This is a genomic window from Neorhizobium sp. 05N33, assembly GCF_056397445.1.
Genome location: NZ_JBFTNK010000004.1, coordinates 324,251 through 349,379 on the forward strand (window position 1 = coordinate 324,251; position 25,129 = coordinate 349,379).

A 25,129-nucleotide genomic window follows, 5' to 3' on the forward strand; every position below is an offset into this window, starting at 1 on the left:
CAAAACGACTCCTCGCTACCCGAGGAGTAGACCCGCATGCCCGCCGAACAGACGCCCGTCGAAAACCTGACCGAAGAACAGGCCGCAGCCGAACTGGCCTATCTGGCGGCGGAGATTGCTCGCAATGACGAGCTCTATCACGGCCATGACGCGCCTCAGATTTCGGATGCCGATTACGACGGGCTGAAACGGCGGAACGATGCGATCGAAAAGCGGTTCCCGCAGCTTATCCGCGCCGACAGCCCATCGATCCGAGTCGGCGCGGCGCCGTTGCCGACGTTTGCGGCGATCACTCATTCGCGGCCGATGCTGTCGCTCGACAACACCTTCTCGGACGATGACGTGCGCGACTTCGTCTCTTCCGTCTACCGTTTCCTCGGCCAGCTGCCGGACGGCTCGATCGCGTTTACCGCCGAGCCGAAGATCGATGGGCTTTCCATGTCGATCCGCTACGAGAACGGCCGGCTGGTGAATGCCGCGACCCGCGGCGACGGTACGACCGGCGAGAACGTCACCGAGAACATCAAGACCATCAAGGAAATCCCCAATCGCCTGCCCGCGGGCGCGCCCGATGTCGTCGAGGTGCGCGGCGAGGTTTATATGACGAAAAGCGACTTCCTGGCGCTTAACGAGAAGATGGCGGCGGAAGGCAAGCAGACCTATGTCAACCCGCGCAATACGGCCGCCGGCTCGCTGCGCCAGCTCGACGCCAAGGTGACCGCAAGCCGCAACCTGAAATTCTTCGCCTATGCCTGGGGCGAAATGTCGGAAATGCCGGCCGATACCCAGATGGGCATGGTCGAGAAATTCAGGGAATGGGGTTTTCCGGTCAACCCGCTGATGAAACGCCTGCACGCGGTCGAGGATATCATCGCTCATTACAAGGATATCGGCCTCAAGCGCCCGGATCTCGACTACGAGATCGATGGTGTCGTCTACAAGGTGGACAGGCTCGACCTGCAGGCCCGGCTCGGTTTTCGCTCGCGTTCGCCGCGCTGGGCCACGGCGCATAAATTCCCGGCGGAACAGGCCTTTACTCATGTGGAGCGGATCGACATCCAGGTCGGCCGCACCGGCGCGCTGACGCCGGTCGCGCGCCTGACGCCGGTCACCGTCGGCGGCGTGGTCGTCACCAATGCGACGCTCCACAACGAAGACTATATCAAGGGGCTCGGCAATTCCGGCGAACCGATCCGCGAGCCGGATCACGATATCCGCGTCGGCGACACCGTCATCGTCCAGCGAGCAGGGGATGTCATCCCGCAGGTGCTCGACGTGGTGATGGAGAAGCGTCCTCCGGAAGCCGTGCCCTACGAATTCCCGAAGAAATGCCCCGTCTGCGACAGTCATGCGGTGCGCGAGCGTAACGAAAAGACCGGCAAGCTCGATTCGGTCACCCGCTGCACCGGCGGCTTCGTTTGCCGTGCGCAGGCGACCGAGCACCTCAAACATTTCGTGTCGCGCAACGCCTTCGATATCGAAGGCCTCGGCTCCAAGCAGATCGATTTCTTCTTCGAGGCGGAAGACGACGCGCTGAAGATCCGCACTGCGCCCGACATCTTCACGCTGAAGCGGCGGCAGGAGGCCTCGACGCTTACCAAACTCGAAAATATCGAGGGCTTCGGAAAAGTCAGCGTCAAGAAACTGTTCGATGCGATCGACGAGCGGCGCGAGATCGCGCTTCACCGCTTCATCTACGCGCTCGGCATCCGGCACGTAGGCGAGACCACCGCCAAGCTGCTTGCGCGCGCCTACGGCACCTACGAGGCGTTTGCGAAGGCCATGGACGATGCGGCCGAGCTTTCCGGCGACGCCTGGGACGATTTGAACAATATCGAGGGCATCGGCGAGGTGATGGCGCGCGCCATCGTCGAGTTCTTCAAGGAGCCGCGCAATGTCGAGGTCATCACCCGGCTTCGCGAAGAGGTGACGCCGCAGGCCGCCGAACAGCCGGTCGCCTCCAACAGCCCGATCGCCGGCAAGACGGTGGTCTTCACCGGCTCGCTCGAAAAATTCACCCGCGACGAGGCCAAGGCGAGGGCGGAAAGCCTTGGCGCCAAGGTGGCCGGGTCGGTCTCCAAGAAGACCGACTATGTGGTCGCGGGTCCTGGCGCCGGCTCCAAGCTCGACAAGGCGAGGGAACTCGGCGTCCAGGTGATGGACGAGGACGAATGGCTCGCCTTTATTGCGTGAAGGCCTTCATACGGTGATGAAGGTCACACCCTGAGCCGCGCCATCGAATAGGCATCGACATATCGTCCTTCGCGGAAGGCGAATTGCTTGAAATGGCCTTCCATCTCGAAGCCGAATTTCCGGTAGAGCGCGATGGCTGCCTCGTTGTCGGTGTAGACGGTCAGTTCGAGCCGGCGGATGTCCAGCCAGTCGTCTGCGACCTGTACCGTCTCGCCGAGCAAGGCGCGGCCCACTCCGCGTCCGACAAAATCGTCGTGCACGCCCATGCCGAGGCTAGCCGCGTGGCTCCGACGGCCCTGAAATCGGTTGATGCCGCCGTTGCCGACGATCTGGCCCTCGTAGGTGGCCACCAGCGCGATGCTTCCAGGCGTCGGGCTCTCGACCCATTTGCGGGTCTCTTCCAGGCGTGTGTGCGGCAGACGCAGGGTTCCGTAGCGATAACCGGGCATGTTGGCCAAAGCGTTGACGGCCTCGGCGTCCGTCGCGCGCAAGGCACGAATCTCAAGACCCTTCAGCCTGGACGGTCGGGGTGGTTTCTCCTGGATCTCTTCGGCTATCTTCATGCTTGCTCTCCTTGGTTCTTCGCCGAGGCAGAGCGGAAACACCGAACCCTGCCATATCGGGCAGGGTTGGTGGACGGATGACCGGTTAACGCGCCAAGACCGCCACGCACCCTGCGGGGTGAATGGTCACGGTAAGATGCATGTGGGTGGCGAAACGTGTCATGGCGCGCAACGTCTCAGACAAGCGCCGGATCGTCAAGAGGGGTGAAAGCGCTGGCCGTCTTTGCCGAATCGAATTCCCACCTGTAGAAGTTCTCCGACAAGCATCCGGAACCAGCCCTTGAAAACCATCGCCATCGATTTCGAAACCGCCAACGAGCAACGCGGCAGCGCCTGCTCGGTCGGGCTTGCCTGGCTGGAGGGCGACGAGGTGGTGCGGGTGGAGGAACGGCTGATCCGCCCGAAGGACATGCGGTTTTCCTCCTTCAACGTCGCCATCCACGGCATCCGGCCGGAACATGTCGAGGATGCCGGCGAGTTTCCGGAAGTGATGGACGAGTTCGCCGACGATTTTCGCGGCGCGACGATGATTGCCCACAATGCCGCCTTCGATTTCAGCGTCTGGCGGGCCTGTCTCGACGCCTACCGGCAGAGTTATCCGGACCTGTCTTATCTCTGCAGCGTGAAGATGTCGCAGAAAGTCTGGCCGCATCTCGGCTCGCACAAGCTCAATGTCCTTGCCCAGCATCTCGGCCTTCGCTTCGCGCATCACAATGCAGCTGAAGACGCGGCCGTCTGCGCGCGGGCGACAATCGCGATCGCCAAATCGCTTGCCGTGCCGCATGTCCGCGACATTCCGGCTGCGATCGGCATGAAGGTCGGGCGGCTGTTTTCCGGCGGTTACGCGCCCTGCACCTGCCGGCTGAAATAGGCACTTTCGCGAAGCTGCTTGTTTCCGGTCCGGCAATCCTTATCTCAGATCACGGATCGTTTACCGGAGCCGTTCCCCCATGAAACAACCCATCAATCGAATTGCCTGCCTTGCATCCGCCGTCGCCCTGTCGTTCGGGACGCTTGCCGCCCCCGCTTCCGCCCAGGTGGTTGGCGAAGTCGGCGTCGACTGGACCGGCAACGACATCATCGTCGAGGCGGTCGCCGATCCGCAGATAAAGGGCGTAACCTGCCACGTCACCTATTTCGAACGCGGCATCATAGACCGGCTTAAGAACGGCAACTGGTTCGAAGACCCCTCCAACAATTCGATTGCCTGCCGCCAGACCGGTCCGATCGAGATCGGAGAGATCGACCTCGGCAAGGGCGGCGAGGAAGTGTTCCGGCAGGGCCGTTCCCTGATCTGGAAGAACCTGCTCGTCAAGCGTATCTACGACAAGGCGAACGACACGCTGATCTATCTCGCTCACTCGCGGCAGGTGGTGGACGGTTCCGCCAAGATGGCGATCTCGACCGTGCCGCTCTATAACCAGAACGTCGCCTGGAAGAACGGCAAGCCAAAACCGTAATCTTTTCAGGCCCGGGCTCCGGCTCAGCCGAGGGCTGCCGCGGYCGCCCGGCCGGCATTGCGGCCGGAAAACAGGCAGCCGCCGAGAAATGTGCCCTCCAGCGCCCGATAGCCGTGCATGCCGCCACCGCCGAAGCCGGCGGCTTCGCCGACCGCATAGAGCCCCGGGATCACGTCTCCATTCTCACCGAGCACGCGGGCCGAGAGGTCCGTCTCGATCCCCCCGAGCGTCTTGCGGGTCAGGATGTTCAGCCTCACCGCGATCAACGGTCCGTGCGCCGGATCGAGAATGCGGTGCGGTTTTGCCGTGCGCACGAGCTTTTCACCGAGCGAACGGCGGGCGTTGTGAATGCCCATGATCTGCGCATCCTTGGCAAAGGGATTGGCCACTTGTCCGTCACGGGCAAGGACTTCATGTTCGATAGCGGCGAGGTCCAGGAGGTTGCTGCCGGCAAGCCGGTTCATGCCCGCGACCAGTTCGCCAAGGCTCTCGGCGACCACGAAATCCTCGCCCTGTTCCTTGAAGGCCTCGACCGGCCCGGTTGCCTTCCTGCCGATCGCCCGTCTCGCCGTCAGCTTCCAGTCGCGACCGGTGAGGTCCGGGTTCTGTTCGGAGCCGGAGAGCGCGAATTCCTTGCGGATGATGCTCTGGTTCAGCACGAACCAGCTATAGTCGTAGCCGGTCGCCATGAGGTGCTGCAGCGTGCCGAGCGTATCGTAGCCGGGATAGAAAGGGGCAGGCAGTCGCTTGCCCGTCGCGTCGAACCATAGCGAGGAAGGGCCGGGCAAGATGCGGATGCCATGGTTTTGCCAGACCGGGTTCCAGTTCCGCAGGCCCTCGGTATAGTGCCACATGCGGTCGCGGTTGATCACCTGCCCGCCGGCGGACCGGGTAATGCCGATCATCCGCCCGTCCACGTGTTTGGGCACGCCCGAGACCATGAAAGCCGGGGGTCGCCCGAGCCTTGCCGGCCACATCTGCCGTATGAGGTCCTGATTGCCGCCGATGCCGCCCGAAGCGACGATGACGATCGGCGCATTGAGTTCGAAGTCACCGGCCGATGTCCTGGAGGTTTCCTCGCCACGCAGCGCCGTGCTCGCCGCAAGGACCGTACCTGCAACCCCTGTCACGGCACTGCCGGTCCTGACCAGATTGTCGACGCGGTGCCGCCAGAGAAAGCGGATCCTGCCGCTTTTCTCCGCCTCGCGCGCCCGCCGCTCGAACGGTTCGACGACACCGGGGCCGGTGCCCCAGGTAGTGTGGAACCGAGGCACGGAATTGCCGTGCGAGGTCGCCGAGCCGCCGCCGCGTTCCGCCCAGCCGACGATCGGAAAGATGCGATGGCCCATCTGCCTGAGCCAGGAGCGTTTCTCGCCGGCGGCGAAGGCTACATAGGCTTCCGCCCAGAGGCGTGGCCAATGATCCTCCTCGCGGTCGAAACCGGCGGTGCCCAGCCAATCCTGCCAGGCGAGATCGAGCGAATCGCGGATGCCCATCCGGCGCTGCTCGGGGGAATCGACGAGGAACAATCCGCCGAGCGACCAGAAGGCCTGGCCGCCGAGGTTCTGTTCCGGTTCCTGGTCGAGGATGACGACGGAGCGGCCGGCATTTGCAAGTTCGGTCGCGGCGACGAGGCCCGAAAGGCCCGCGCCCACCACGATGGCGTCAACTCTGTCGCTCAAGCGCGCTCCTCCCAAAGCGTGGAGATACAAACCATGCTGCATCCTTACCGCGAATACAGTCATGCGGTGTGGCAGGAGTCAATTCAGGCGTGGCGGCACAAAAAACAGGCCCGCAAAGCGAGCCTGTTCTTCAGTCCTTGAATGGCCGATTAGCGGACGTAGACGATCTTGCCGCCGTTGGCCGCCGTTTCGATGCCCGCCACATGCTGCAACTGGACATTCTTCTCTTCGAGAGCCGCCATCAGGTTGGAATCCGTTTGGATCTGCGCCTGGGCGGCCTCCGCTGCCTGCGGGTTGGGGGTCGTCAGCGTCGGCGGGATCTTGTCGTTCGACGATTCGCTATCCGTAGCTTCGGTGATATAGACCACCGTCACGTCCGACGGGGAGGGGGCCGGCGTGGTCGGGGCAAGGTCCTGGGCGTAAACGCCCCCGATTGAGGAAGCGGATATAAGGGTTGCGAGAGCAATAACCTTCTTCATAACATGTTCCTTTCTCGGTTCTTAGGCGCCGAACACGTGTCTCTTCGGCACCAAGATATGGACGGAACCGGAAACGCCCGGAGATTGTTCCGGGCTTTTCTGAAATCATCTCTATGCAGCAATGATTTAAGGTTCCATCACCCGCGTAGAGGCGATTGTAAATGGCTTTCGCCGAAACGGGGTCCGGAGAAAAGACACCGGCCCCCGTTTCATCAACAGCGAATCAGCGGACGTAGACGGTCCGGCTGCCATCGGCGGCGGTGTCGATCGCCACGACGTTGTTGAGTTCGACGTTCTGCTTCAGAAGATCGGCTCGCAGCGCGCGGTCGGCCTTCACCTCGGCCTGTGCCTTCTGCACCATTGCCGGGCTTGGATGGATGATGCTCTCAGGCACGTCGAGCCGTTTGGCGCTGTTGTCGATTTCGGGATCGGTATAGACGATGGCGACGTCGCCGGCGGGCTTGGCCGTCATGCCCATATCGCGGGCATAGGCGGTTCCCACCGTGGCTGCGGACATCAGGACTGCGAGAGCAAAAGCCTTGTTCATGGTCGTTCTCCTATCTGGGTAAACCAGCCGAGGGGCGTTTGAGGCGTCGGTTGGGCGTTTAGCGACGGGAGAACGTCGACCCGGTTCCCCGGTTCCGTTTAAAATTGTTACAAATAGGCAATGATTACAATACGTTAATATTCCGTCACATTTGCGTGTGACGGAAGATCCGGACATAGTTTCGGACTTTTTAGCGGCCCGCGAAATTACGCGGCTTCGCGCGCCAGTTCGTCGGCGATGACGGTGTCGAGGTTCAGGAAGCAGACCATCGTCTTTTCAAGCGCGACGATGCCGCGGCAGAAGGCGCGCTGGGCTTCCGGAATGATTTCCGGGGCCGGCTGCAGGTCTTCGCCACGGATGGTCATCATGTCGGATACCTGCTCGACCAGCAGGCCGACCAGCTTGCCGGCGATGTCGGTGACGATGATTGCGGAACGTTCCGACGGTTCGGTCATCTTCATGCCGAGGCGGCAGGCCATGTCGATGACCGGGATCACCGCGCCACGCAGGTTGATGAGGCCGAGCACGTAGGACGGGGTGTGCGGCATCGGGGTCACCGGTGCCCAGCCGCGGATTTCGCGGATCGCCATGATGTCGATGCAGAATTCCTGGTCTCCGAGATGGAAGGAGACGATTTCGAGGTAGGCGCCGGACTGCTTGATGGCATTGCTCATGTCAGAACTCTTCCCATTTGTCTGAGGATCCCACGGCCTTCGGCTTGGCGGAGGTGGGGCTATTGCTGAAGGCTCCCGCGAGCTTGTTCATCAAGTTGAGTGCGGGCGATGGTTTGGGTGGCGTGGAAGCGCTCGCAGCCTCGACGGCGCGCGGGCCATTGCCTCCGCGGATCTGGAAATGGCTGATCAGCTGGTTGAGGTTTTCGGCATCGCTTGCCAGCGAATGGCTGGCAGCGGTGCTCTGCTCCACCATTGCGGCGTTCTGTTGCGTTGCTTGGTCCATCTGGCCGATCGCGATATTGATTTCCGTCAGTCCGGTCGATTGTTCGCGTGCAGAGGTGAAGATCGCGTGAACGTGGTCGTTGATTTTCAGCACGTCGTCGCCGATCCGCGTCAGCGCTTCGCCGGTCGCCTTCACCAGATCGACGCCTGTCTTGACCTCGTGGTTCGAACGGGTGACCAGCGCCTTGATATCCTTGGCCGCGCCGGCAGCGCGTCCGGCGAGTTCGCGCACTTCCTGGGCGACGACGGCAAAGCCCTTACCGGCCTCGCCCGCGCGGGCCGCCTCGACGCCGGCGTTGAGCGCCAGCAGGTTGGTCTGGAAGGCAATCTCGTCGACGACGTTGATGATCTTGCCGATCTCGGCCGTCGCGTCCTCGATCCGCCCCATGGCGGCCGTGGCATCGCGGACCACGCTAGTGGACTGTTCCGTATAGTCCTTGGCGTGGCTCACCATCTGGGTCGCCTCTTCGGCGCGGCTGGTGGCGTTGCGCACGGTCGAGGTGATTTCTTCGAGGGCTGCGGATGTCTCCTCAAGCGAGGCCGCCTGCTTCTCTGTGCGCTTGGCGAGATCGTCGGCAGCGGAGCGCATCTGGTTGGCGTTGGCGCCGATGGAACTGGAACTGTTCGCGACCTCGGTCATGATGTGGCGCAGGCGTTCGACGACCCGGTTGAAATCGGCGCGCAGGCGCTCGAGGTCGCCCCGGAAGGGACGCTCGAGGGCGGCCGCAAGATCGCCTTCCGAGAGACGGTTGAGGGCGCTTGCAAGCGAATCGACTGCGAAGTGGAGCGCTTCGGCTTCTGCCTTCTGTTCGGACTCGCTCGTCTGCCGCCGGGTCTCGTTCTGGCGGCGTTCGTCTTCCAGATTGACCTCCAGGCTCTGGCGCTCGACGGCTGCAAGCCTGAAGACGTCGGTGGCGCGCGCCATTTCACCGATCTCGTCGCCGAGATCTATGCCGGGCACGGGCGTGTTGTAGTCTCCGCCAATGATCCGCTGCATGCTCGAACGGACGCCGTCGATGCCGCGCCGGATCGCGCCGCCGTGAATGCTCTGCAGGATTGCCATGGCGACCAACGCGATCAGCCCGCAGCCGAGCTGCACATAGAGCGAGGTCGAGGAAAGCGTATTCGCCTCCTGGACGCGGTTGCGCACCAGTTTCTCGCCCGCGACGGCAGCCGTATCGAGCATTACGCCAACCCGTTCGCCGGCACCGTCGATGGCGTCGTCGATCTTGTCATAGGCCTCTTTGGGCGCGCCGGTTTCGACCATTTTTCTGAGATCGACCTGGATCGCCGTCGAAAGAGCTGCGAGGTCCATCTCGAAATTCGAGACGAGGCCTGGATTGCCGATTTCAGCCGCGAGTTTCTTCAGATTACCGGCAGAGCTTTTCAACTTGTCGGAGGAGTCCGCCATCGCCTTCAGCCGGCTCGGCTCGACCCGTTTGTCGTCGCGGTCGACGATCGTGTCCATCGCTGCCAGAACGAGTTCCAGGTTGGCGATGCGCATGCCGTCGACCGCATCCACATGCTCCTGGATATCGGTCGCGCGTTGCAGCGCTTCGTCGAGCTGTCGGCTTTCGTACCAGCCGACGAGCAGCATCGCGCCGATGCCGACAAAGGCGGAGCCTGCCAGCGTCCAGAGCCGGTGATTGACCGACAGCGTCTTGCGAAGGGGTTTTGCCGTCATGCTGTTGAAATTCCTCCCACGCCGGATCAGGTCCGGCAGACTGCAGATAGAGATGGAAACTGAGGGCGAGCCGGTGTCGGCGACATCATGTCTTTTCGCGGTCGACATAGCGGCCCCTAGTGTGATGCGTGCTGCATCCTCACTCCCATTCGCCGCTACGAATCGTAAACCACGTTCGCCTTTATAAGATCTCAGACAGGTATTAATCTTACCCTAAACTTGTTCGAAGGTTGCCGGCCTTCTGAACGGCCGGAAAGGGTGGTAGATTGAGCGTTATGGACAGTACGATCGAGACTTATCGCCTGCCGCTGATTGCCGCCATAAGCCTGCTCTTGCTCGGGTTCGGCGGTGTCGCCTTTTACGGCTGGCTCCGGTTCGGCTCTTCCATTCTGTTGACGCTCGGTGAAACCGGCCTTTCCTGGTGTTTCTGACCGGCTGCCGGTTCGGTGAGACAGATCAGCGCGATATCTCTCGAAAACGGCTTCTTGAATTGCTTCGCTGCCGCCCGGGGTCTATCGATCCGTCATTAGGTCTGAGCTGAAGAGATACCGATGAAAAGCTTTCGCACCATCCTCTGGGTTGCCGTCGTGGCGCTTGCCGGCGTGCTTGTCTGGCTGACGATGGAAGTGACCGGCTCGAAACGGCAACTTGCGGAAGGTCCGTTCGGCGTGCCGTTCCAGCTCGTTGCCCAGAACGGCCAGCCGATCACCGAAAAGGCCTTCCAGGACAAGCCGACGGCGCTGTTCTTCGGCTTCACCCATTGCCCGGAAGTGTGCCCCACGACGCTGTTCGAGCTGAACGGCTGGCTGCACAAGGTCGACCCGGATGGCACCAAGCTCAACGGCTATTTCGTCAGCATCGATCCGGAGCGCGACAGTCCGGAACTGCTCGGCCAGTATGTGTCGAACGTCACCGACCGGGTGAAAGGGATTTCCGGTCCGCCGGCCAAGGTCCAGGAGATGGCCAAGGGTTTCAAGGTCTATTTCAAGAAAGTGCCGGTCGACGAGAAGGATCCGAACGGCGACTACACCATGGACCATACGGCCTCGGTGTTCCTTCTCGACAACGGCGGGCGCTTCGCCGGCACCATTGCCTATGGCGAAAACCCCGACGTCGCGGTCAAGAAGCTTGAGAATCTGATCAAGGGCTGACCGTTTGACGTTGAAGCCGACAGGGCTTCTGTGGCAATCCTCTCCGCCACCGATCAATAGCTGAGAGACCGTTTCCTTGAGCGAAATCCGCCTTTACGTCACGTCCACCGAAAAAGGTGCGGCCGAGATTCTCGATATCCTGTCGGAGGTTTTCGGCGAAGAGGATTTCGCCATCGCCACCACCGAGGTGGACGAGAAAAAGGACATCTGGGAAGCCTCCGTCTACATGCTGGCGGATGACGAGGAGATGGTGCGCGAGCGCGTCGCCGAAGGCCTCGCCCAGGCCTTTCCCGCTCTCGAAATCCAAAGGGAAGTCATCCCGGACATCGACTGGATCGCCAAGTCGCTGGAGGGGCTGAAGCCGGTGAGGGCAGGGCGGTTCATCGTCCACGGCTCACATGACCGCGACAAGGTGAAGGTCAACGATATCGCCATCGAGATCGATGCGGGCCAGGCCTTCGGCACCGGCCATCACGGCACCACCGCCGGCTGCCTCGAAGTGATCGAGGACGTGATGCGCGCAAGGACCGTCCGCAACGCGCTCGACCTCGGAACCGGAAGCGGCGTGCTGGCGATAGCGGTGCGCAAGCTGGCCAATATCCCGGTGCTCGCGACCGACATAGACCCAGTCGCTGTTCGGGTGGCCCGGGAAAATGTCCGCCGCAACGGCATCGCTACCGGCATCCGCCTGGAGACGGCGCCGGGATTTCATTCGCCTCAATTCGATCGGGAAGGGCCATTCGACCTGATCATCGCCAACATTCTGGCACGGCCGTTGATGAAGATGGCGCCGCAGCTGGCGGCCCATCTGGCGCCCGGCGGTTCGGTGATCCTCTCCGGCATCTTGGCCACACAGCGCTGGAAGGTGCTGGCCGCCTATAACGGCGTCCACCTCGCTCACGTCCGTACCATCTGGCGCAATGGCTGGGTAACGATCCACCTGCGCCACGATTGATTCGTATGCGTGTGCAGCATTGAATTCTGCACATAGCTTCTCGGGCAAACAGCAAAAAGGCGGCACCGGTGGTGCCGCCTTGCGATCAGTTCTGAGACTGATCTACCCGCGAGCCTGAGGAGGGAGATGCTCGAGCGGGCCTCGTATCCTGAAAGCCGGGGCGGGTGAGGGAGGAGAGCCCGCGCCGGCCGAATGTCAGAATACGTAGCTTAGAATACGTAGTTCTGTGCACCCTTGCGGCGCAGTTCTTCGCGGCTGGTGCCGAGGCCTTTCAGCGTTTCGTCGTCGAGGCCCAGCAGGGCGCCGTTGACGTAACGGGCAACCTGACGCTCGCGAGCTTCGACCATGCGGTTGAAGGCATTGCGGAAGAAAGAATTGGCCATGGAAGCGATCCTCTTGATACGGACCTTGTTCGGCGCCCGTTCGATGAAGTGAATATAGCGATTGCTGCACCGCACAGTGAGAGAGATTCTCTCATTGGTGGTATGCGTTTGCTGCATATGAAGGCTATGTCGGCGCCAAACGCATTGAGCAGATGCACAATCGCCGATCATTTCCGGCTCGGCTGGCAATGTCTGGCGAAGATCGGCTAACATGATCGCAACCTCTCGGAATCAAGCAGCCCGGAAACTCAAGCCCATGTTCCAGTCCTTCGAAGTGAAGTCCGCCCCGCAGTTCGGCCGCGATCGCGTCAGCGCGCTCCGGGCGAAATTCGCCGATCTCGGCATCGACGGTTTTCTTATTCCCCGCGCCGACGAATACCAGGGCGAATACGTGCCGGCCTCCGCCGAACGCCTGTCATGGCTCACCGGCTTCACCGGATCGGCCGGCATGGCGCTCATCACGCAACGTGAGGCTATCGTTTTCGTCGATGGACGTTACGTCACCCAGCTTGCCGAACAGGTGGACGGCTCGATGTTCGCCGCTGGCGATCTCGTCAACGAACCGCCGCATGTCTGGCTGCCGCGCCACGGCGCAAAAGGTTTCCGGCTCGGTATCGATCCGTGGCTGCATGCGGGCGCGGAAGTGCGGCGGCTGGAAAAGGCGCTTGCCGAGATCGGCGGTTCGCTGGTGCTGCTCGACGCCAATCCGCTCGACGCCATCTGGACCGATCGTCCCGCCGAGCCGCTCGGCGCCGTCTCGATCCAGAAACAGGAGCATGCCGGCACCCTGGCGAGCGAGAAGATTGCGGCGATTGCGAGCCAGGTGAAGGAGAAGGGCGCTGCCGCTGTCGTCATCGCCGATCCGACCTCGGTCGCCTGGATCTTCAACATCCGCGGCGATGACGTGCCGCATACACCCTATCCGCTGTCGCGCGCCATCATTCCGGCCGAGGGCAAGGCCGAGATTTTTCTCGACCCGCTCAAGACCGGCATCGAACAGGCCGCCTACCTGGCGCAGATTTGCGTGCAGCGCCCGCCTTCGGAATTCCTGGCGCGGCTAGCGGCCTTTTCGGCGGACGGCGCAAAGATCCTGATCGATCCCGAGCTGACGCCGCTGGCGCTCACCAAAGCGATCACGGCCGCCGGCGGCGAGGTGGTCGAGGCTTCCGATCCGGCAAAACTGCCGCGCGCCTGCAAGAACCGCGAGGAGCTCGACGGCTCGGCCAAAGCGCATCTGCAGGATGGCGCGGCGATGGTCGAATATCTCTGCTGGCTCGACGCCCAGGCGCCCGCCACGATCACCGAGATCGACGCGGTCAAGGCGCTGGAGGCGACCCGCGCCCGCGTGGGCCAAAACATGCAGAACCCGCTGAAGGACATTTCCTTCGATACGATCTCCGGCGCCGGCGAACACGGCGCGGTCATCCACTACCGGGTGACGACCGAGACAAACCGCAAGCTTGAAGCGGGCGAGCTTTTCCTGGTCGATTCGGGCGCGCAATATGTCAACGGCACGACCGACATCACCCGCACGGTCGCGGTCGGCGCGGTGCCTGAAGAGCACAAGCGTTTCTTTACGCTGGTGCTGAAGGGCATGATCGGCATCAGCACGGCGCGGTTTCCGAAGGGCACCCGCGGCTGCGATCTCGATCCGCTCGCCCGCATCGCGCTCTGGAAGGCCGGCGCCGACTATGCACATGGCACCGGCCACGGTGTCGGTTCGTATCTCTCTGTGCATGAGGGACCGCAGCGGATCTCGCGGCTGGCGACCCAGGAACTGCTGCCCGGCATGATCCTCTCCAACGAGCCCGGTTATTATCGTCCCGGTTCGTTCGGCATTCGCATCGAAAACCTGATCTATGTGAAGGCGGCCGAGGATATCGACGGCGGTGACCAGCCGATGCTCGCCTTCGAGACGCTGACCTGGTGCCCGATCGACCGCCGCCTCGTGCTGCCTGAGCTGATGACCGCCGAGGAGCTCGGCTGGCTGAACGGCTACCACGCCGCTGTGCGCGAAAAGCTGCTGCCGCTGATCGGGGACGATGCGGTCAAGACCTGGCTGGTGAAGGCGACGGAGCCGCTTTCCTGAAGCAGGCGTCTCTAATCAGAAGCCCAGGAGGTGGCGGCAGATCATCGCTGCCGCCCAGCCGCCGCCGAGCAGCAGGAGACCCGGATACCGGATGCCGACCACGAGCGCGGCCAGCATGGCGATCTTGACGTCCCAGCCGCCGTTGAAGAAGGCGGGGGCGACGAGCGTGGTCAGGACCGCCGCCGGCACGGCGTTGAGGGCCTGCTCCATGCGCGGCGGGATCGTCTTCATCCGGGTAATCAGCACATATCCGCCGATGCGGGTAAGGTAGGTCGCGACCGCCGCGGCCAATATCAGCAGAGCCATATCCGCGGAGATGAGGTCGGCCATGTCAGCTCTCCATCTCGGCGGCGGCGTTCGCCGGCACGGAATCGGTGGACAGCGGCAAGAAAGCCGCGACGACCACTCCGACCGCGGCACCGATGCTGACATGCCAGGGCGAGCCGACAAAATGATAGCCGAGCACGGAACCGAGTGCGCTCGCCACTACCACCGGATAAAAGCCCGGCTTGCTGCGAAAGCCGATGACCAGCCCGAGGAAATAGACCGGCAGCAGCACGTCGATCGCAAGCGAACGCGGATCGCCCATCATCCGCCCGAAAAACGCGCCGACGACGCTGAAGAACAGCCAGGGGAAATAAATCGCGGCGCCGAAGCCGATATACCATCGGAAGCTGACGCCCTGGCCGCTTTCGCCGCGCTTCACGGCTTCGGCGAATTGCGGATCCGTCAGCACGAAGAAGGTGAAGAATTTCTGGAGCGGCGTGAAATGGGTAATGTATCGGGTTAGCGCCGCCGAATAGAGGATATGTCGGAAATTGACGGCGAAGACGGAGAGCACGATCAGCCACGGCGCGACATGGTGGCCGAAAAGCTCGATGCCGACGAGCTGGCTGGCGCCGGCATAGACGGTCGCGCTCATCAGCCCGGCTTCCATGACCGAGAGGCCGTTGTCGCTTGCCACGGCGCCGAACAACACGGCGAAGGGCGCCGAGGAGAGGGCGATGATAAGCCCACCCTTCACACCCTGTTTGAATTCGCTGCGATTCATTGGATAAATCCTTTTCGCATCGGCTTTAGAGCCCTGCGGGACCTCGCGCAATTCAATTGGGCTGATGGAACGATCGATTCCGCTGAACTATCGAGCTCCGGCGGCTCCGGTGCCGTCGATCAGTCGGCGAGGATGTCCTTGCTCGAAACGATGCCGATTCCTTTGGCTCTCATCTCGGCGATGGCGCTCTTTACGCCTTCCGGATCGATGCCACGGCTGGCATCCTCGATGAAGCGCACTTTTACACCCGGCAGCATTTCCACGGCGTCAAGAGCGGAAAATTTCACGCAGTAGTCGGTTGCAAGCCCGCAAAGATCAAGTTCGGTCACCTGCTGGGCTCTCAGATAGCCGGCAAGGCCCGTTGTTGCGGCCTGGTCGTTGTCGCGGAAGGCGGAATAGCTGTCGACGGCAGGGTTCTCGCCCTTCTGCTGGATATAGTCGACGGCATCGATGTTGAGGTCGGGATGGAATTCCGCATCCGGCGTGCCCTGCACGCAATGGTCCGGCCACATGACCTGCGGCTGGCCGGACAGTTCGCCCATCTCGAACGGCTTCTTACCCGCATGTCGCGAGGCAAAGCTGCCGTGGTTTTCCGGGTGCCAGTCCTGCGAGGCGACGATGACGTCGTAACCGCCGCCTTCTATCAGCTGATTTGCGACCGGCACGATCTCGTCACCGTGCGCCACGGGCAGATTGCCGCCCGGGCAAAAACCGTTCTGGATGTCGATCAGGAGCAGCGCTTTCATCCGTCATCCTCCGAATCCTGGATTGCCGAAGGATGCCAAGGGTGAAGGGCAGGATCAAGGCCGATATGTTTTGCAGCGCAGCAGTCAGCGCAGTTCCGTCGCGAGCTTGAGCACCGTATCCTGGCCAAGCGGCGCGTCGTCGGGAGCGACGATCAGCCGGTAGCCCATCAGCCTGGAAATCGGGGCAAGGGTGGCGAACATCAGCTTCTGCACCCAGATCGGCGGGCCCGCGAGGTAGAGATGGTCGCGATAGGCGTGGAGCTTCAGAGCGATGGCGAGCAGCTTCGCGTCCCCCTGCGGCGAGAAATTCTCCGGCGTCAGCACCGTCGACGCAGCGAGGTTGATGAAGAAACGCAGATGCTTCTGGCCGGGCATGAACGACACCGTGGCATGGGTTTCGTCGTCGCTGGCATTGCGGAAGAAATGCGCCTTGCCACGCGGGACCATGACGGTTTCGCCGACATCGGCGAAATGTTCGACGCCGTCGATCATGATCATCAGCCGGCCCTTGTGGACGTGGAAATATTCGTCCGCCTTGGGGTGGATATGGGCGATCGCATTGCCGCCGCCCGAACCACCCTTTTCGAGGATGACGTCGAACTTGGACAGAGCCTCGCTTTCCACCGGATCGGTGAAGACGAAGGTCTCCTTGTTGAAGTGGTTGACGATCCTGGTATGGGCGGGGACGAGTGCTCTCGGCATGGGTTCTCTCCTTGGCAATCTTTGATCAGGGCAATCTTTTGATCGGGGCAACCCGTCGAACGGGGAAGTGCCGGGAGAATGACCAGCAAGGCCAGTTCCGCCGGCGATAAAAGGCGTGTAGGTTGCCGGCGAAACTACCGCAAACACCTTTTTTGCCCGTCCATTCACCGTTTTTGCATAACCAATCCATGGGCCAATTGAACTACGACGATCTGCGCTTTCTGCTCGCCGTAGCCGAGACCGGCTCGACGCTTTCGGCTGCGCGCCTGTTGAAGGTCAGCCAGAGCACGGTGTCGCGGCGGATCGCCGGCCTGGAGCAGGATCTCGGCGTCGAACTCTTCGACAAAAGGCGCACCGGCTACGAGTTGACTGATGTCGGCCGATCGCTGATCGGCCCGGCGACGGTGGTGCGCGATGCCATGACGGCGTTCTCCAATGCAATGGACGCGGTTTCCTGCGACATTACCGGGAGCGTTCGTTTCACCACCAACGATGTATTGGCCGCTCGATTCCTGCCCTTGCTGATCAGCCGGCTCAAGGCGACGCATCCCAATATCAGCCTGCACGTGGTGACGACCGACAGCCGGCTCGATCTTTCAAGAGGGGATGCCGATATCGCGCTGCGCGCTGCCGCCCGTCCGGTCGAGGGCGGGCTCGTCGGCGTGCGGATCACCGACGACATCTGGAGCCTCTACTGCAGCCGCGCCTATGCCGAACGCCACGGCGTACCTCGTGAAGTCGGCGAACTTCACCGGCATTCGCTGATCTCCATCGACCCGCATATCAAGGATCATCCGGCCGTTTTGTGGGTGCGGAAAAACTTCCCCGAAAACGCGATCGTGGTGCGGCAGAACACCGTCTCTGCAACGCTGTCGAGCATTCGCAGCGGGCTCGGGATTGGGCTGTTTTCGGAGTTCGTGGCGACCGGTGACGACGACCTGATCTACTGTTTCCGACCCGAGATGCCGCCTGCTGCGGAGATCTGGCTGATCACCCATGAAAGGCTTCGGTATACACCTCGCGTCCGCGCGGTCATGGACGTCGCCAAGGCACTGCTGCTCGAATATGTGTCCGAGGGCCGGCGGAGGGCAGAAAGAGAAATGGTATAAAAATTGTGATAAGCCTTGAAAGAATGAGATTTTGTGGCTAAACAGCAACGGTCGTTGGCTTGACCTGCCTTAAAGCGCGCCGAGGGGGACACCCTGTTGCCGCATTTCGGTTAAACTTCCGACGGCATGCGCTTTTATGTGCACCACCGAAACCAAATCGGGGCGACGTAAAGACATTGGTTACCATAATCGTTCATCCTCACATGCAGTCGATTGGCGGCGGTGAGCAGGTTCTCTTCTTGCTCAATGCTTGTCGGGGTTGTTTTGGCAGTCTCGCGGAAGCGATGCCTGCCCGTGTGAGTAACGGTTCGGGTAACGAGTGATGGCGCGTTCGGTCCAGACGTCGGTGAATGGCAGGCAGGCAGGTAAAGTTCCGCAACGCCGCAAGAAATCCCGCTCTCTCTTGGTCAATGTCACGGTCGGTTTCGGCCTGACGGTCGCAGCCCTGATGGGTGCGTCGATGGTTACCATGGCGACCGCGGTGAAGTCGGCTTCCGACGTCAAGTTCGAAACGGCACTGACAAGACCGATCGCCCTTGCAGCTCCCGCCGCTGTTTCGCGCGAGCGCGAAATCGACGTCTCGAAATTCTCCCGCCTGCCCGGTAGCGCACCCGCCGATCCGAAAGGCAAGCGTCTGGCTGGCGCCGATGTGGCAGCCCTCGAGGCCCGCAAGCCGGATATTTCGGCCATCAAGCAGACGCTCAATGTCGCGATGGCGAAGGCCGTACGGCATCAGGAACATGAACAGCAGTTTGCCGCTCTCGAAAAGATCCGCCCGGATGCCAACGCCATCCGCGCCGTGCTTGCGCCTGCGATGGAAAACCTCGTCGTCGTGGCGCCGCGTGCCGGATCAACCTTGCCGGACATGATCCAGGATGCCGAGACGGTCACCACCGTTGCCGGGCTCAGGGACATGAAGCCCGTCGAGATGGCGGCGCTTGAAGAAACCGCTCTGAAGGAAGACGAGGACGGCGACGACGAAAGCGAAGTCGCGGTGGTCGAACAGGCCGCCCCGGCGGCGCCTGCCTATGCCCTGCCGAAGGCCGGCCCGCTGCCCGTGATCCGCCCGGGATCTACCGCCGACAAGCCCGCCAAGCCGGCAGCGCTTGCCGCCATCGCCGCGGTCGCGCCGCAAAAACCCTCCAGGGCGGCTGACGGCGACGACAAGCCGACCGCGCTCGCCTTTGCCAAACCCGACAATCCGATGCGCGAGGAGCCGACCCGTCCCTCGCAATCGGCGCCGGCCTGGCCGGGAATCGGCACAAAAGTGGCCGTCTACGATATCGCCGGCGGCATGGTCTATATGCCGAACGGCTCGAAGCTCGAAGCCCATTCCGGCATCGGCAAAATGCGCGACAACCCGAACTTCACGCATGTGACGATGCGTGGCCCGACGCCGCCCGGCACCTATAAGCTGTCGATGCGCGAAACGCTGTTCCACGGCGTTGCCGCGATCCGCCTGACGCCGGTCGACGGCAGGGCGCCGCAGGGCCGCACCGGACTGCTCGCCCACAGCTTCCTGCTGCGCGTGCGCGGCGACTCGCATGGCTGCGTCGCCTTTGCCGACTACAACGCGTTCCTGAAAGCGTTCCAGCGCGGCGATATCACCCATATGGTGATCGTGCCCAAGTGGGACGGCAAGCGTCCCGGCCGCGGCACCAATGGCGGCTTCATGGCCAAGCTGTTCGGCAACAACGACGCCTGATCAGGCGTCGTCTCCTCCGGCCCAATTTCAGCCGAGAATATCCCGCGCGACCCGCATAAAAATTTTCGTGCCGATCGGGATCAGGTCGTCGGGAAAATCGTAGTTCGGATTGTGCAGGTTCGGCATGTTTTCGCCGGCACCCAGGAAGAACATCGCCGATTTCGACACGGTCGCGAACCGGCCGAAATCCTCCGAGCCGCGCATCGTTTCTCCCGCCTCGTGCGAGATGCCTTCGGCTTCCATCGCCGCGCGCAGCAGCGTGGTGGCTTCCGCATGGTTTTCGCAATGGCCGAAGATGTCGTGATAGTCCATCGCGTATCCGAGACCGCCGACGGCTGCGACCTCGCGGACCAGATCTTCGGCCTTGGTCGTCAACGCCTGCATCTGGCCATCGGTCATGGTGCGCAACGTTACCCAGACTTCGGCATGGCCGGGCGCAATCCCAAAGGCCGGTTCGCCGACCGAGGCATGCGTCACCGTTGCCAGCACCATGTCGCCGGTTGCGATCGAGCCTCGGCTGAGGGCCGTCAGCGCCGGCATCAGCGTTGCCACCGCCGGCACCGGCGAGATGCCGGTCTCCGGCATGGAGGCATGCGCGGTGCGGCCGGACAGGACGATCTTCAGACCACGCGAGGCGCAGTTGACGATGCCGTCCTTCAGCCAGGCATGGCCGAGCGGCAGGCCCGGCATGTTGTGCAGGGAAAAGCTATAATCCGGCGCCAGTTCCTGGAATTTTTCGTCGGCGATGACGGCCGCCGCGCCGGCGCCTGTCTCCTCGGCCGGCTGGAAGAGCAGGATGACGCGGCCGCGTTTCGGCTTTTCCCGGCCGAACTGGCGCCCCAGCGACGCAAGCATGGTCATGTGACCGTCGTGGCCGCACATATGGCCTTTGCCGGGGATTTGCGAGCGATAGTCCGGCGTGCCGATCTCCTCGATCGGCAGCGCGTCCAGCTCGGCGCGGAACAGAACGGACGGGCCGGGAAGGCCACTCTCATAGATAACCGCGACGCCCGTGCCGCCGAGGCCGGTCACGATCCGATCCGGTTTCGTATCGGCGAGGACCCCTTGCACCTCCGCCGCTGTCGCGATCTCCTCGCCGGAGATTTCCGGCATGGCATGCAGCTTGCGCCGCCATGCGGTGAGCTCGATGACGTCCTGATTGCTGAGAAACATGGGCGCTCCCTGATTGCCGGGTTTGAGGTAACCGGGGCAGGGGCTCCCTGCAAGCAGAACCTCTGCCCTCGGCGTATCACCACTCGATGCCGATCTTGCCGAAATGGCTGCCGCTCATCTCGTAACGGAAGGCGTCGGCGAGCTTTTCGAGCGGGAACGCCCGGTCGATCACCGGCCGGACGAGACCCGTATCGAGTGCACGCACGAAATCCTGCTGCTGCCGGCGGCTGCCGACCAGGATGCCGGAAAGAACCGCCTGCTTGCCCATCAGCGCCGCCGTCGGCACTTCGCCGCGCGCGCCGGTCAGCACCCCGATCATGGCGATATGGCCGCCCATCTTCACCGCCTGGATGGACTGTCCGAGCGTTACGGGACCGCCGACTTCCACCACATGGTCGACGCCGCGGCCGCCGGTCCAGTCAAAAACCTGTTTGCCCCAGTCGGCATGATCCCTGTAGTTGACCGTAAACTGGGCCCCGAGCTTTTTGGCGCGCTCCAGCTTGTCGTTCGAGGAGGAGGTGATCGCCACCCGCGCGCCCATGGCTTTGGCGATCTGCAGCGCATAGATCGACACGCCGCCCGTGCCGAGCGCCAGCACCGTCTCGCCGGCCTTCAGCTTGCCGAGCTCGACAAGCGCCCGCCAGGCGGTCAGGCCAGCCGTGGTGATCGTCGCCGCTTCCACATGGCTGAAACCTTTCGGAGCAAGCGTGAAGGCGGCCGCCGGCCGCACCGCATATTCCGTCGCGAAGCCGTCGATCCCATCGCCGGGCGTGCGCGAAAAACCGCCGGGCAAAGGCGGACCATCCTGCCAGTCCGGAAAGAAGCAGGAGACCACATGGTCGCCCGGCTTGAACTCGGTCACCCCTTCGCCGACCTCCTCGACCACGCCGGCGCCATCCGCCATCAGCACCCGCCCATCGGTCGGCGTCCTGCCGCTTGCGACGCTCAGGTCATGGAAATTGATGGAACTCGCATGCAGCGCCACCCGGATTTCGCCCCGGCCCGGTTTGCCGGGATCCGGCAGATCGACGAGCTTCAGGGCATCGAGCCCGCCAGGGGCCGTGACGATGGCTCTCATGAGTTCCTCCCTTAAAAATTCCAAAGCTCCGGTGCTTGAGGTAGCGGGAGACAGGGAGGCTGACAAGGTTGACTGTCCGCCCGTGTGGCTGCTCTGGTGGCCAAGCAAGTCTAGAACATTTCAGTCCGATTTTGCGGTTGAAGCCAGTCTATCCTGGCTAAAACGTCGTCTGTAATCTCGGAAGCGGTGCGTCCGTCGGTATTTATGTAAAGAATATCCTTGCCCGTTTCGGTCGCCATGCGGTTCATCTGCCGGAGAGAACGTCCGAGTTGATCCTCCATGCTTCCTTCAGTTTCTCGCCGGGCCAATCTGCTGGCAATGTTTTCTTCTGTTGCCATCAAGCGAACGACAGTGAACCTGGCGCCGGGTATCGCCGATGTGATCCACCTTCTGTCGAAATCCAGGTGTATCATCACGCCCGACAGGATCAGGCGCTTGCTCCCCAGCTCCTTGTAAGTCGACCATATCGCCTTGAGGGTGAGGGCACTGACATCGATCGTGCCGGGAGACAGCCGCTCCAGGTCCTGACGCGAAGGGCGCGGGAATATCCGGTCCAGTTCGTCGCTTTCGATCGCCGCATGCGCAATACCGGCCTCGGCGAGGCGAGCAGAGATCTCCCAGGAAAGAGTAGACTTGCCGACGCCCGCAGGTCCGGTCAGCAGCAGGATTTCAATCTGGTCGTCAGGCCCTGCAGCAATGTCCAAGCTCACACCCGCTCCACAAACCCGTCCAGCACCCGTTTCTGCCCGGCGCGATCAAACTCGATCGTCAGCTTGTTGCCTTCGATCGCCGAGATATTCCCGTTGCCGAACTTGACGTGGAACACCCGGTCGCCGACCGAAAATTGCGAGGGCTTGTCGGCCACGGACTTGGCCACCAGTTCGCCGTCGATCGTGCGGGTGCGCGGGCCGCTTTCGCCGTAACCGATGCGTTCCACGGCGTGGCCGGAGCGGGTGCCCCAGTTGTCGCGGGTAGCGTCGGTCTTGTTGGCCTGGGCGCGTTTCCAGCCGGGCGTCGAATAGGTGTTGGCGAAGGGATCGGCCTTGTCGAAGCGCGACTGGCCATAGCCGCCGCGCCCGCCATAACCGCCGTAATTGCTGTCCGAGGCTGCGACGTCCACATGGGCTGCCGGCAGTTCGTCGAGGAAACGAGACGGCATGGTCGATTGCCACAGGCCGTGGATGCGGCGGTTGGAGACGAACCAGATATGGCAGCGGTGTTTTGCACGGGTCAGGCCGACATAGGCGAGGCGGCGTTCTTCTTCCAACCCTGAGCGGCCGCCCTCGTCGAGCGCCCGCTGGTGCGGAAACAGGCCTTCCTCCCAGCCGGGCAGGAAGACGGTGTCGAATTCCAGGCCCTTGGCCGAATGCAGCGTCATGATCGACACGGCATCGAGGTTTTCGTTGTTCTCGGCATCCATGACCAGCGAGACGTGCTCGAGGAAGCCGCGCATGCTCTCGAAAGCCTCCATGGAACGCACGAGTTCCTTGAGGTTTTCCAGCCGTCCCGGTGCTTCCGCCGACTTGTCGTTCTGCCACATGGCGGTATAGCCGCTCTCGTCGAGGATCTGCTCGGCAAGCGTGGTGTGCAACGTGTTTTCGAGCAGGCCCTGCCAGCGGCGGAAATCGGTGACGACGTCGAACAGCGCCTTGCGCGCCTTCGGCTTCAGTTCGTCGGTCTCGATGATGTCGGCCGCCGCCTGCAGCATGGGGATGTCGCGGGCGCGGGCGTAGTCGTGCAGGTAACGCACGGTCGTGTCGCCGAGGCCGCGCTTCGGGGTGTTGATGATCCGCTCGAAGGCGAGGTCGTCGGAGGGCTGGCAGACCATGCGGAAATAGGCCATGGCATCGCGGATTTCGAGCCGCTCGTAGAAGCGCGGGCCGCCGATGACGCGGTAGTTGAGGCCTAACGTCACGAACCGGTCTTCGAATTCGCGCATCTGGAACGAGGCGCGCACCAGGATCGCCATGTCGTTGAGCTTGTGCTTGCCGCGCTGGAGGTTCTCGATCTCCTCGCCGACGGCGCGCGCTTCCTCCTCCGAATCCCAGGCGGCATGCACCACCACCTTCTCGTCGTCGGGGTCGGAGCGGTCGGTGAACAGGGTCTTGCCGAGCCGGCCTTCGTTATGGGCGATCAGATGGCCGGCGGCGCCGAGGATGTGTTCGGTGGAGCGGTAGTTGCGCTCCAGCTTGATCACCTTCGCGCCCGGAAAGTCCTTCTCGAAGCGCAGGATGTTGTCGACTTCGGCGCCGCGCCAGCCATAGATCGACTGGTCGTCGTCGCCGACGCAGCAGACGTTCTGGGGAATGTCCTTCGGCCGCTGGGCGAGCAGCCGCAGCCACATGTATTGGGCCGTGTTGGTGTCCTGATACTCGTCGACCAGGATATAGCGGAACTTGCCGTGATATTCCTTGAGCAGATCCGGGTTCTTGCGGAAGATCGCGATCGGGTGCAGCAGAAGATCGCCGAAATCGCAGGCGTTCAGCGTGCGAAGCCGTGCCTGGTAGGCGGCATAGAGTTCGCGGCCCTTGCCGTTGGCAAACGCACGGGCGTCGCCCTCGGCAATGTCCGGCGGGGTAAGGCCCTTGTTCTTCCAGGTGTCGATCATGCCGGCGAACTGCTTTGCCGGCCAGCGTTTGTCGTCCAGTCCCTCGGCCTGGATCAGCTGCTTGATCAGCCGCACCACGTCGTCGGTGTCGAGAATGGTGAAGTCGGAGCGAAGGCCCGCGAGTTCCGCATGGCGGCGCAACAGTTTCACGCCGATCGAGTGGAAGGTGCCCATCCACGGCATGCCCTCGACCGCGCCGCCGACGAGCACGCCGACGCGTTCCTTCATTTCGCGGGCAGCCTTGTTGGTAAAGGTCACCGCAAGAATTTGTGATGGATAGGCGCTGCCGGTTGCCAGGATATGGGCGATGCGGGTGGTCAGCACCCGCGTCTTGCCCGTGCCCGCGCCCGCGAGCACTAGAACCGGTCCATTCAGCGTCTCGACCGCCAGCCGCTGCTCGGGGTTGAGGCCTGCGAGATAGTCGGGCGCACGGTGCTGGTCGCGGGCCGCCATGGCGCGCGCGGCGATGCCGAGGCCGCCACTGCCCGCAGCCTGTGCCGGAGCGGGGGCCGTGTTGCGCGGCGCCTGCGGGTGCTGCGGTTCTTCATCGAAGAACGGAATGTCGTCGAAACTGTTCGTCATGCGGCCAATGTAGTGATTCGGACCTGAAAGACCAGAAAATGTTCTGCTTTCATTCCCAGTCTCCACACAAGGCAAGGCTAAAGTGTGAAGAGCCCGGCGGTTGCGCTCTGCGAAAGCGGCAATTTTAGGAGTATAAGTATGCTTGCCGTCTAACATACCCGTGAGATTTCGCGAGGTTACATTTTTGTAAGGTTGCCGAAGACCCATTGCGTGAGCACCCGCAAAAAAGGATA

24 protein-coding genes are annotated in these 25,129 nt (G+C 62.4%); 9 read left to right on the forward strand and 15 right to left on the reverse strand.

Annotation, left to right across the window (positions count from 1 at the left end; translation table 11 throughout):
- Positions 1-36 precede the first annotated feature (36 nt).
- Entirely contained in the window at positions 37-2,193 is a 2,157-nt protein-coding gene (gene ligA, locus AC1DLT_RS13940; protein WP_477487107.1) for an NAD-dependent DNA ligase LigA, read from the forward strand.
- A 23-nt stretch (positions 2,194-2,216) separates the two neighbouring features.
- Here ligA and AC1DLT_RS13945 read toward each other — a convergent pair whose 3' ends face one another.
- Positions 2,217-2,750 carry a GNAT family N-acetyltransferase gene (locus AC1DLT_RS13945; protein WP_477483005.1) on the reverse strand — a complete coding sequence of 178 codons (534 nt, stop codon included), beginning with the start codon at positions 2,748-2,750 and terminating at the stop codon, positions 2,217-2,219.
- Between the two features lie 286 nt (positions 2,751-3,036).
- Between AC1DLT_RS13945 and AC1DLT_RS13950 the strand changes: the two genes are divergently transcribed.
- Complete coding sequence (locus AC1DLT_RS13950; protein ID WP_247037080.1) at positions 3,037-3,627, forward strand: 3'-5' exonuclease; 591 nt, start codon at positions 3,037-3,039, stop codon at positions 3,625-3,627.
- Between the two features lie 79 nt (positions 3,628-3,706).
- Positions 3,707-4,216: a CreA family protein gene (locus AC1DLT_RS13955; protein ID WP_477487108.1), complete on the forward strand. Its 510-nt coding sequence runs from the start codon at positions 3,707-3,709 to the stop codon at positions 4,214-4,216.
- A 23-nt stretch (positions 4,217-4,239) separates the two neighbouring features.
- Here AC1DLT_RS13955 and AC1DLT_RS13960 read toward each other — a convergent pair whose 3' ends face one another.
- From AC1DLT_RS13960 to AC1DLT_RS13980, 5 genes are all read right to left on the reverse strand, one after another.
- Positions 4,240-5,898, reverse strand: coding sequence for an FAD-binding dehydrogenase (locus AC1DLT_RS13960; RefSeq protein WP_477487109.1), 1,659 nt, complete (start codon positions 5,896-5,898; stop codon positions 4,240-4,242).
- Between the two features lie 149 nt (positions 5,899-6,047).
- The gene (locus AC1DLT_RS13965; protein WP_247039264.1) at positions 6,048-6,377 is read right to left on the reverse strand and encodes a hypothetical protein; all 330 of its coding nucleotides are present in this window, start codon (positions 6,375-6,377) and stop codon (positions 6,048-6,050) included.
- Between the two features lie 223 nt (positions 6,378-6,600).
- On the reverse strand, positions 6,601-6,924 hold the full coding sequence (locus AC1DLT_RS13970; protein ID WP_477487110.1) for a hypothetical protein: 324 nt from the start codon (positions 6,922-6,924) through the stop codon (positions 6,601-6,603).
- Positions 6,925-7,130: 206 nt separating this feature from the next.
- On the reverse strand, positions 7,131-7,598 hold the full coding sequence (locus tag AC1DLT_RS13975) for a chemotaxis protein CheW (RefSeq protein WP_007770391.1): 468 nt from the start codon (positions 7,596-7,598) through the stop codon (positions 7,131-7,133).
- 1 nt (position 7,599) lies between these two features.
- On the reverse strand, positions 7,600-9,564 hold the full coding sequence (locus AC1DLT_RS13980) for a methyl-accepting chemotaxis protein (RefSeq protein ID WP_477487111.1): 1,965 nt from the start codon (positions 9,562-9,564) through the stop codon (positions 7,600-7,602).
- 275 nt (positions 9,565-9,839) lie between these two features.
- Between AC1DLT_RS13980 and AC1DLT_RS13985 the strand changes: the two genes are divergently transcribed.
- The 3 genes from AC1DLT_RS13985 (at position 9,840) to AC1DLT_RS13995 (ending at position 11,670) form a co-directional block, all read left to right on the forward strand.
- A complete protein-coding gene (locus AC1DLT_RS13985; protein ID WP_477487112.1) occupies positions 9,840-9,995 on the forward strand; it encodes a hypothetical protein in 156 nt (51 codons plus the stop codon).
- Between the two features lie 120 nt (positions 9,996-10,115).
- Positions 10,116-10,715 (forward strand): SCO family protein, encoded by a 600-nt coding sequence (locus tag AC1DLT_RS13990; RefSeq protein ID WP_477487113.1) that lies wholly within the window; start codon positions 10,116-10,118, stop codon positions 10,713-10,715.
- A 76-nt stretch (positions 10,716-10,791) separates the two neighbouring features.
- Entirely contained in the window at positions 10,792-11,670 is an 879-nt protein-coding gene (locus AC1DLT_RS13995) for a 50S ribosomal protein L11 methyltransferase (RefSeq protein ID WP_477487114.1), read from the forward strand.
- Positions 11,671-11,879: 209 nt separating this feature from the next.
- Here AC1DLT_RS13995 and AC1DLT_RS14000 read toward each other — a convergent pair whose 3' ends face one another.
- Positions 11,880-12,053, reverse strand: a complete 174-nt coding sequence (locus tag AC1DLT_RS14000) for a hypothetical protein (protein ID WP_038549294.1) — start codon at positions 12,051-12,053, stop codon at positions 11,880-11,882.
- A 256-nt stretch (positions 12,054-12,309) separates the two neighbouring features.
- Here AC1DLT_RS14000 and AC1DLT_RS14005 point away from each other — a divergent pair, with 256 nt between their 5' ends.
- Positions 12,310-14,142, forward strand: coding sequence for an aminopeptidase P family protein (locus AC1DLT_RS14005; protein ID WP_477487115.1), 1,833 nt, complete (start codon positions 12,310-12,312; stop codon positions 14,140-14,142).
- A gap of 15 nt (positions 14,143-14,157) precedes the next feature.
- Here the strand turns inward: AC1DLT_RS14005 and AC1DLT_RS14010 are convergent, their stop codons facing one another.
- From AC1DLT_RS14010 to AC1DLT_RS14025, 4 genes are all read right to left on the reverse strand, one after another.
- On the reverse strand, positions 14,158-14,472 hold the full coding sequence (locus AC1DLT_RS14010) for an AzlD family protein (RefSeq protein WP_477487116.1): 315 nt from the start codon (positions 14,470-14,472) through the stop codon (positions 14,158-14,160).
- A gap of 1 nt (position 14,473) precedes the next feature.
- Positions 14,474-15,193 carry an AzlC family ABC transporter permease gene (locus AC1DLT_RS14015; RefSeq protein WP_477487117.1) on the reverse strand — a complete coding sequence of 240 codons (720 nt, stop codon included), beginning with the start codon at positions 15,191-15,193 and terminating at the stop codon, positions 14,474-14,476.
- 119 nt (positions 15,194-15,312) lie between these two features.
- Entirely contained in the window at positions 15,313-15,939 is a 627-nt protein-coding gene (gene pncA, locus AC1DLT_RS14020; RefSeq protein ID WP_247138057.1) for a bifunctional nicotinamidase/pyrazinamidase, read from the reverse strand.
- An 84-nt stretch (positions 15,940-16,023) separates the two neighbouring features.
- On the reverse strand, positions 16,024-16,641 hold the full coding sequence (locus AC1DLT_RS14025; RefSeq protein ID WP_477487118.1) for a cupin domain-containing protein: 618 nt from the start codon (positions 16,639-16,641) through the stop codon (positions 16,024-16,026).
- A gap of 188 nt (positions 16,642-16,829) precedes the next feature.
- Here AC1DLT_RS14025 and AC1DLT_RS14030 point away from each other — a divergent pair, with 188 nt between their 5' ends.
- Together AC1DLT_RS14030 and AC1DLT_RS14035 are read left to right on the forward strand one after the other, a co-directional pair.
- Positions 16,830-17,750, forward strand: a complete 921-nt coding sequence (locus AC1DLT_RS14030; RefSeq protein ID WP_477487119.1) for a LysR family transcriptional regulator — start codon at positions 16,830-16,832, stop codon at positions 17,748-17,750.
- 322 nt (positions 17,751-18,072) lie between these two features.
- Positions 18,073-19,455 (forward strand): DUF2778 domain-containing protein, encoded by a 1,383-nt coding sequence (locus tag AC1DLT_RS14035; RefSeq protein WP_477487120.1) that lies wholly within the window; start codon positions 18,073-18,075, stop codon positions 19,453-19,455.
- A gap of 27 nt (positions 19,456-19,482) precedes the next feature.
- On the opposite strand, the gene AC1DLT_RS14040 is transcribed toward AC1DLT_RS14035, so the two are convergent.
- The 4 genes from AC1DLT_RS14040 to AC1DLT_RS14055 all read right to left on the reverse strand — a co-directional run bounded on the left by AC1DLT_RS14040 (position 19,483) and on the right by AC1DLT_RS14055 (position 24,896).
- The gene (locus AC1DLT_RS14040) at positions 19,483-20,628 is read right to left on the reverse strand and encodes an amidohydrolase (RefSeq protein WP_477487121.1); all 1,146 of its coding nucleotides are present in this window, start codon (positions 20,626-20,628) and stop codon (positions 19,483-19,485) included.
- Positions 20,629-20,704: 76 nt separating this feature from the next.
- On the reverse strand, positions 20,705-21,706 hold the full coding sequence (locus AC1DLT_RS14045; protein ID WP_477487122.1) for a zinc-dependent alcohol dehydrogenase family protein: 1,002 nt from the start codon (positions 21,704-21,706) through the stop codon (positions 20,705-20,707).
- Positions 21,707-21,816: 110 nt separating this feature from the next.
- Positions 21,817-22,410 carry an AAA family ATPase gene (locus AC1DLT_RS14050; protein ID WP_477487123.1) on the reverse strand — a complete coding sequence of 198 codons (594 nt, stop codon included), beginning with the start codon at positions 22,408-22,410 and terminating at the stop codon, positions 21,817-21,819.
- A gap of 2 nt (positions 22,411-22,412) precedes the next feature.
- On the reverse strand, positions 22,413-24,896 hold the full coding sequence (locus AC1DLT_RS14055; RefSeq protein WP_477487124.1) for an ATP-dependent helicase: 2,484 nt from the start codon (positions 24,894-24,896) through the stop codon (positions 22,413-22,415).
- Positions 24,897-25,129: the final 233 nt, after the last annotated feature.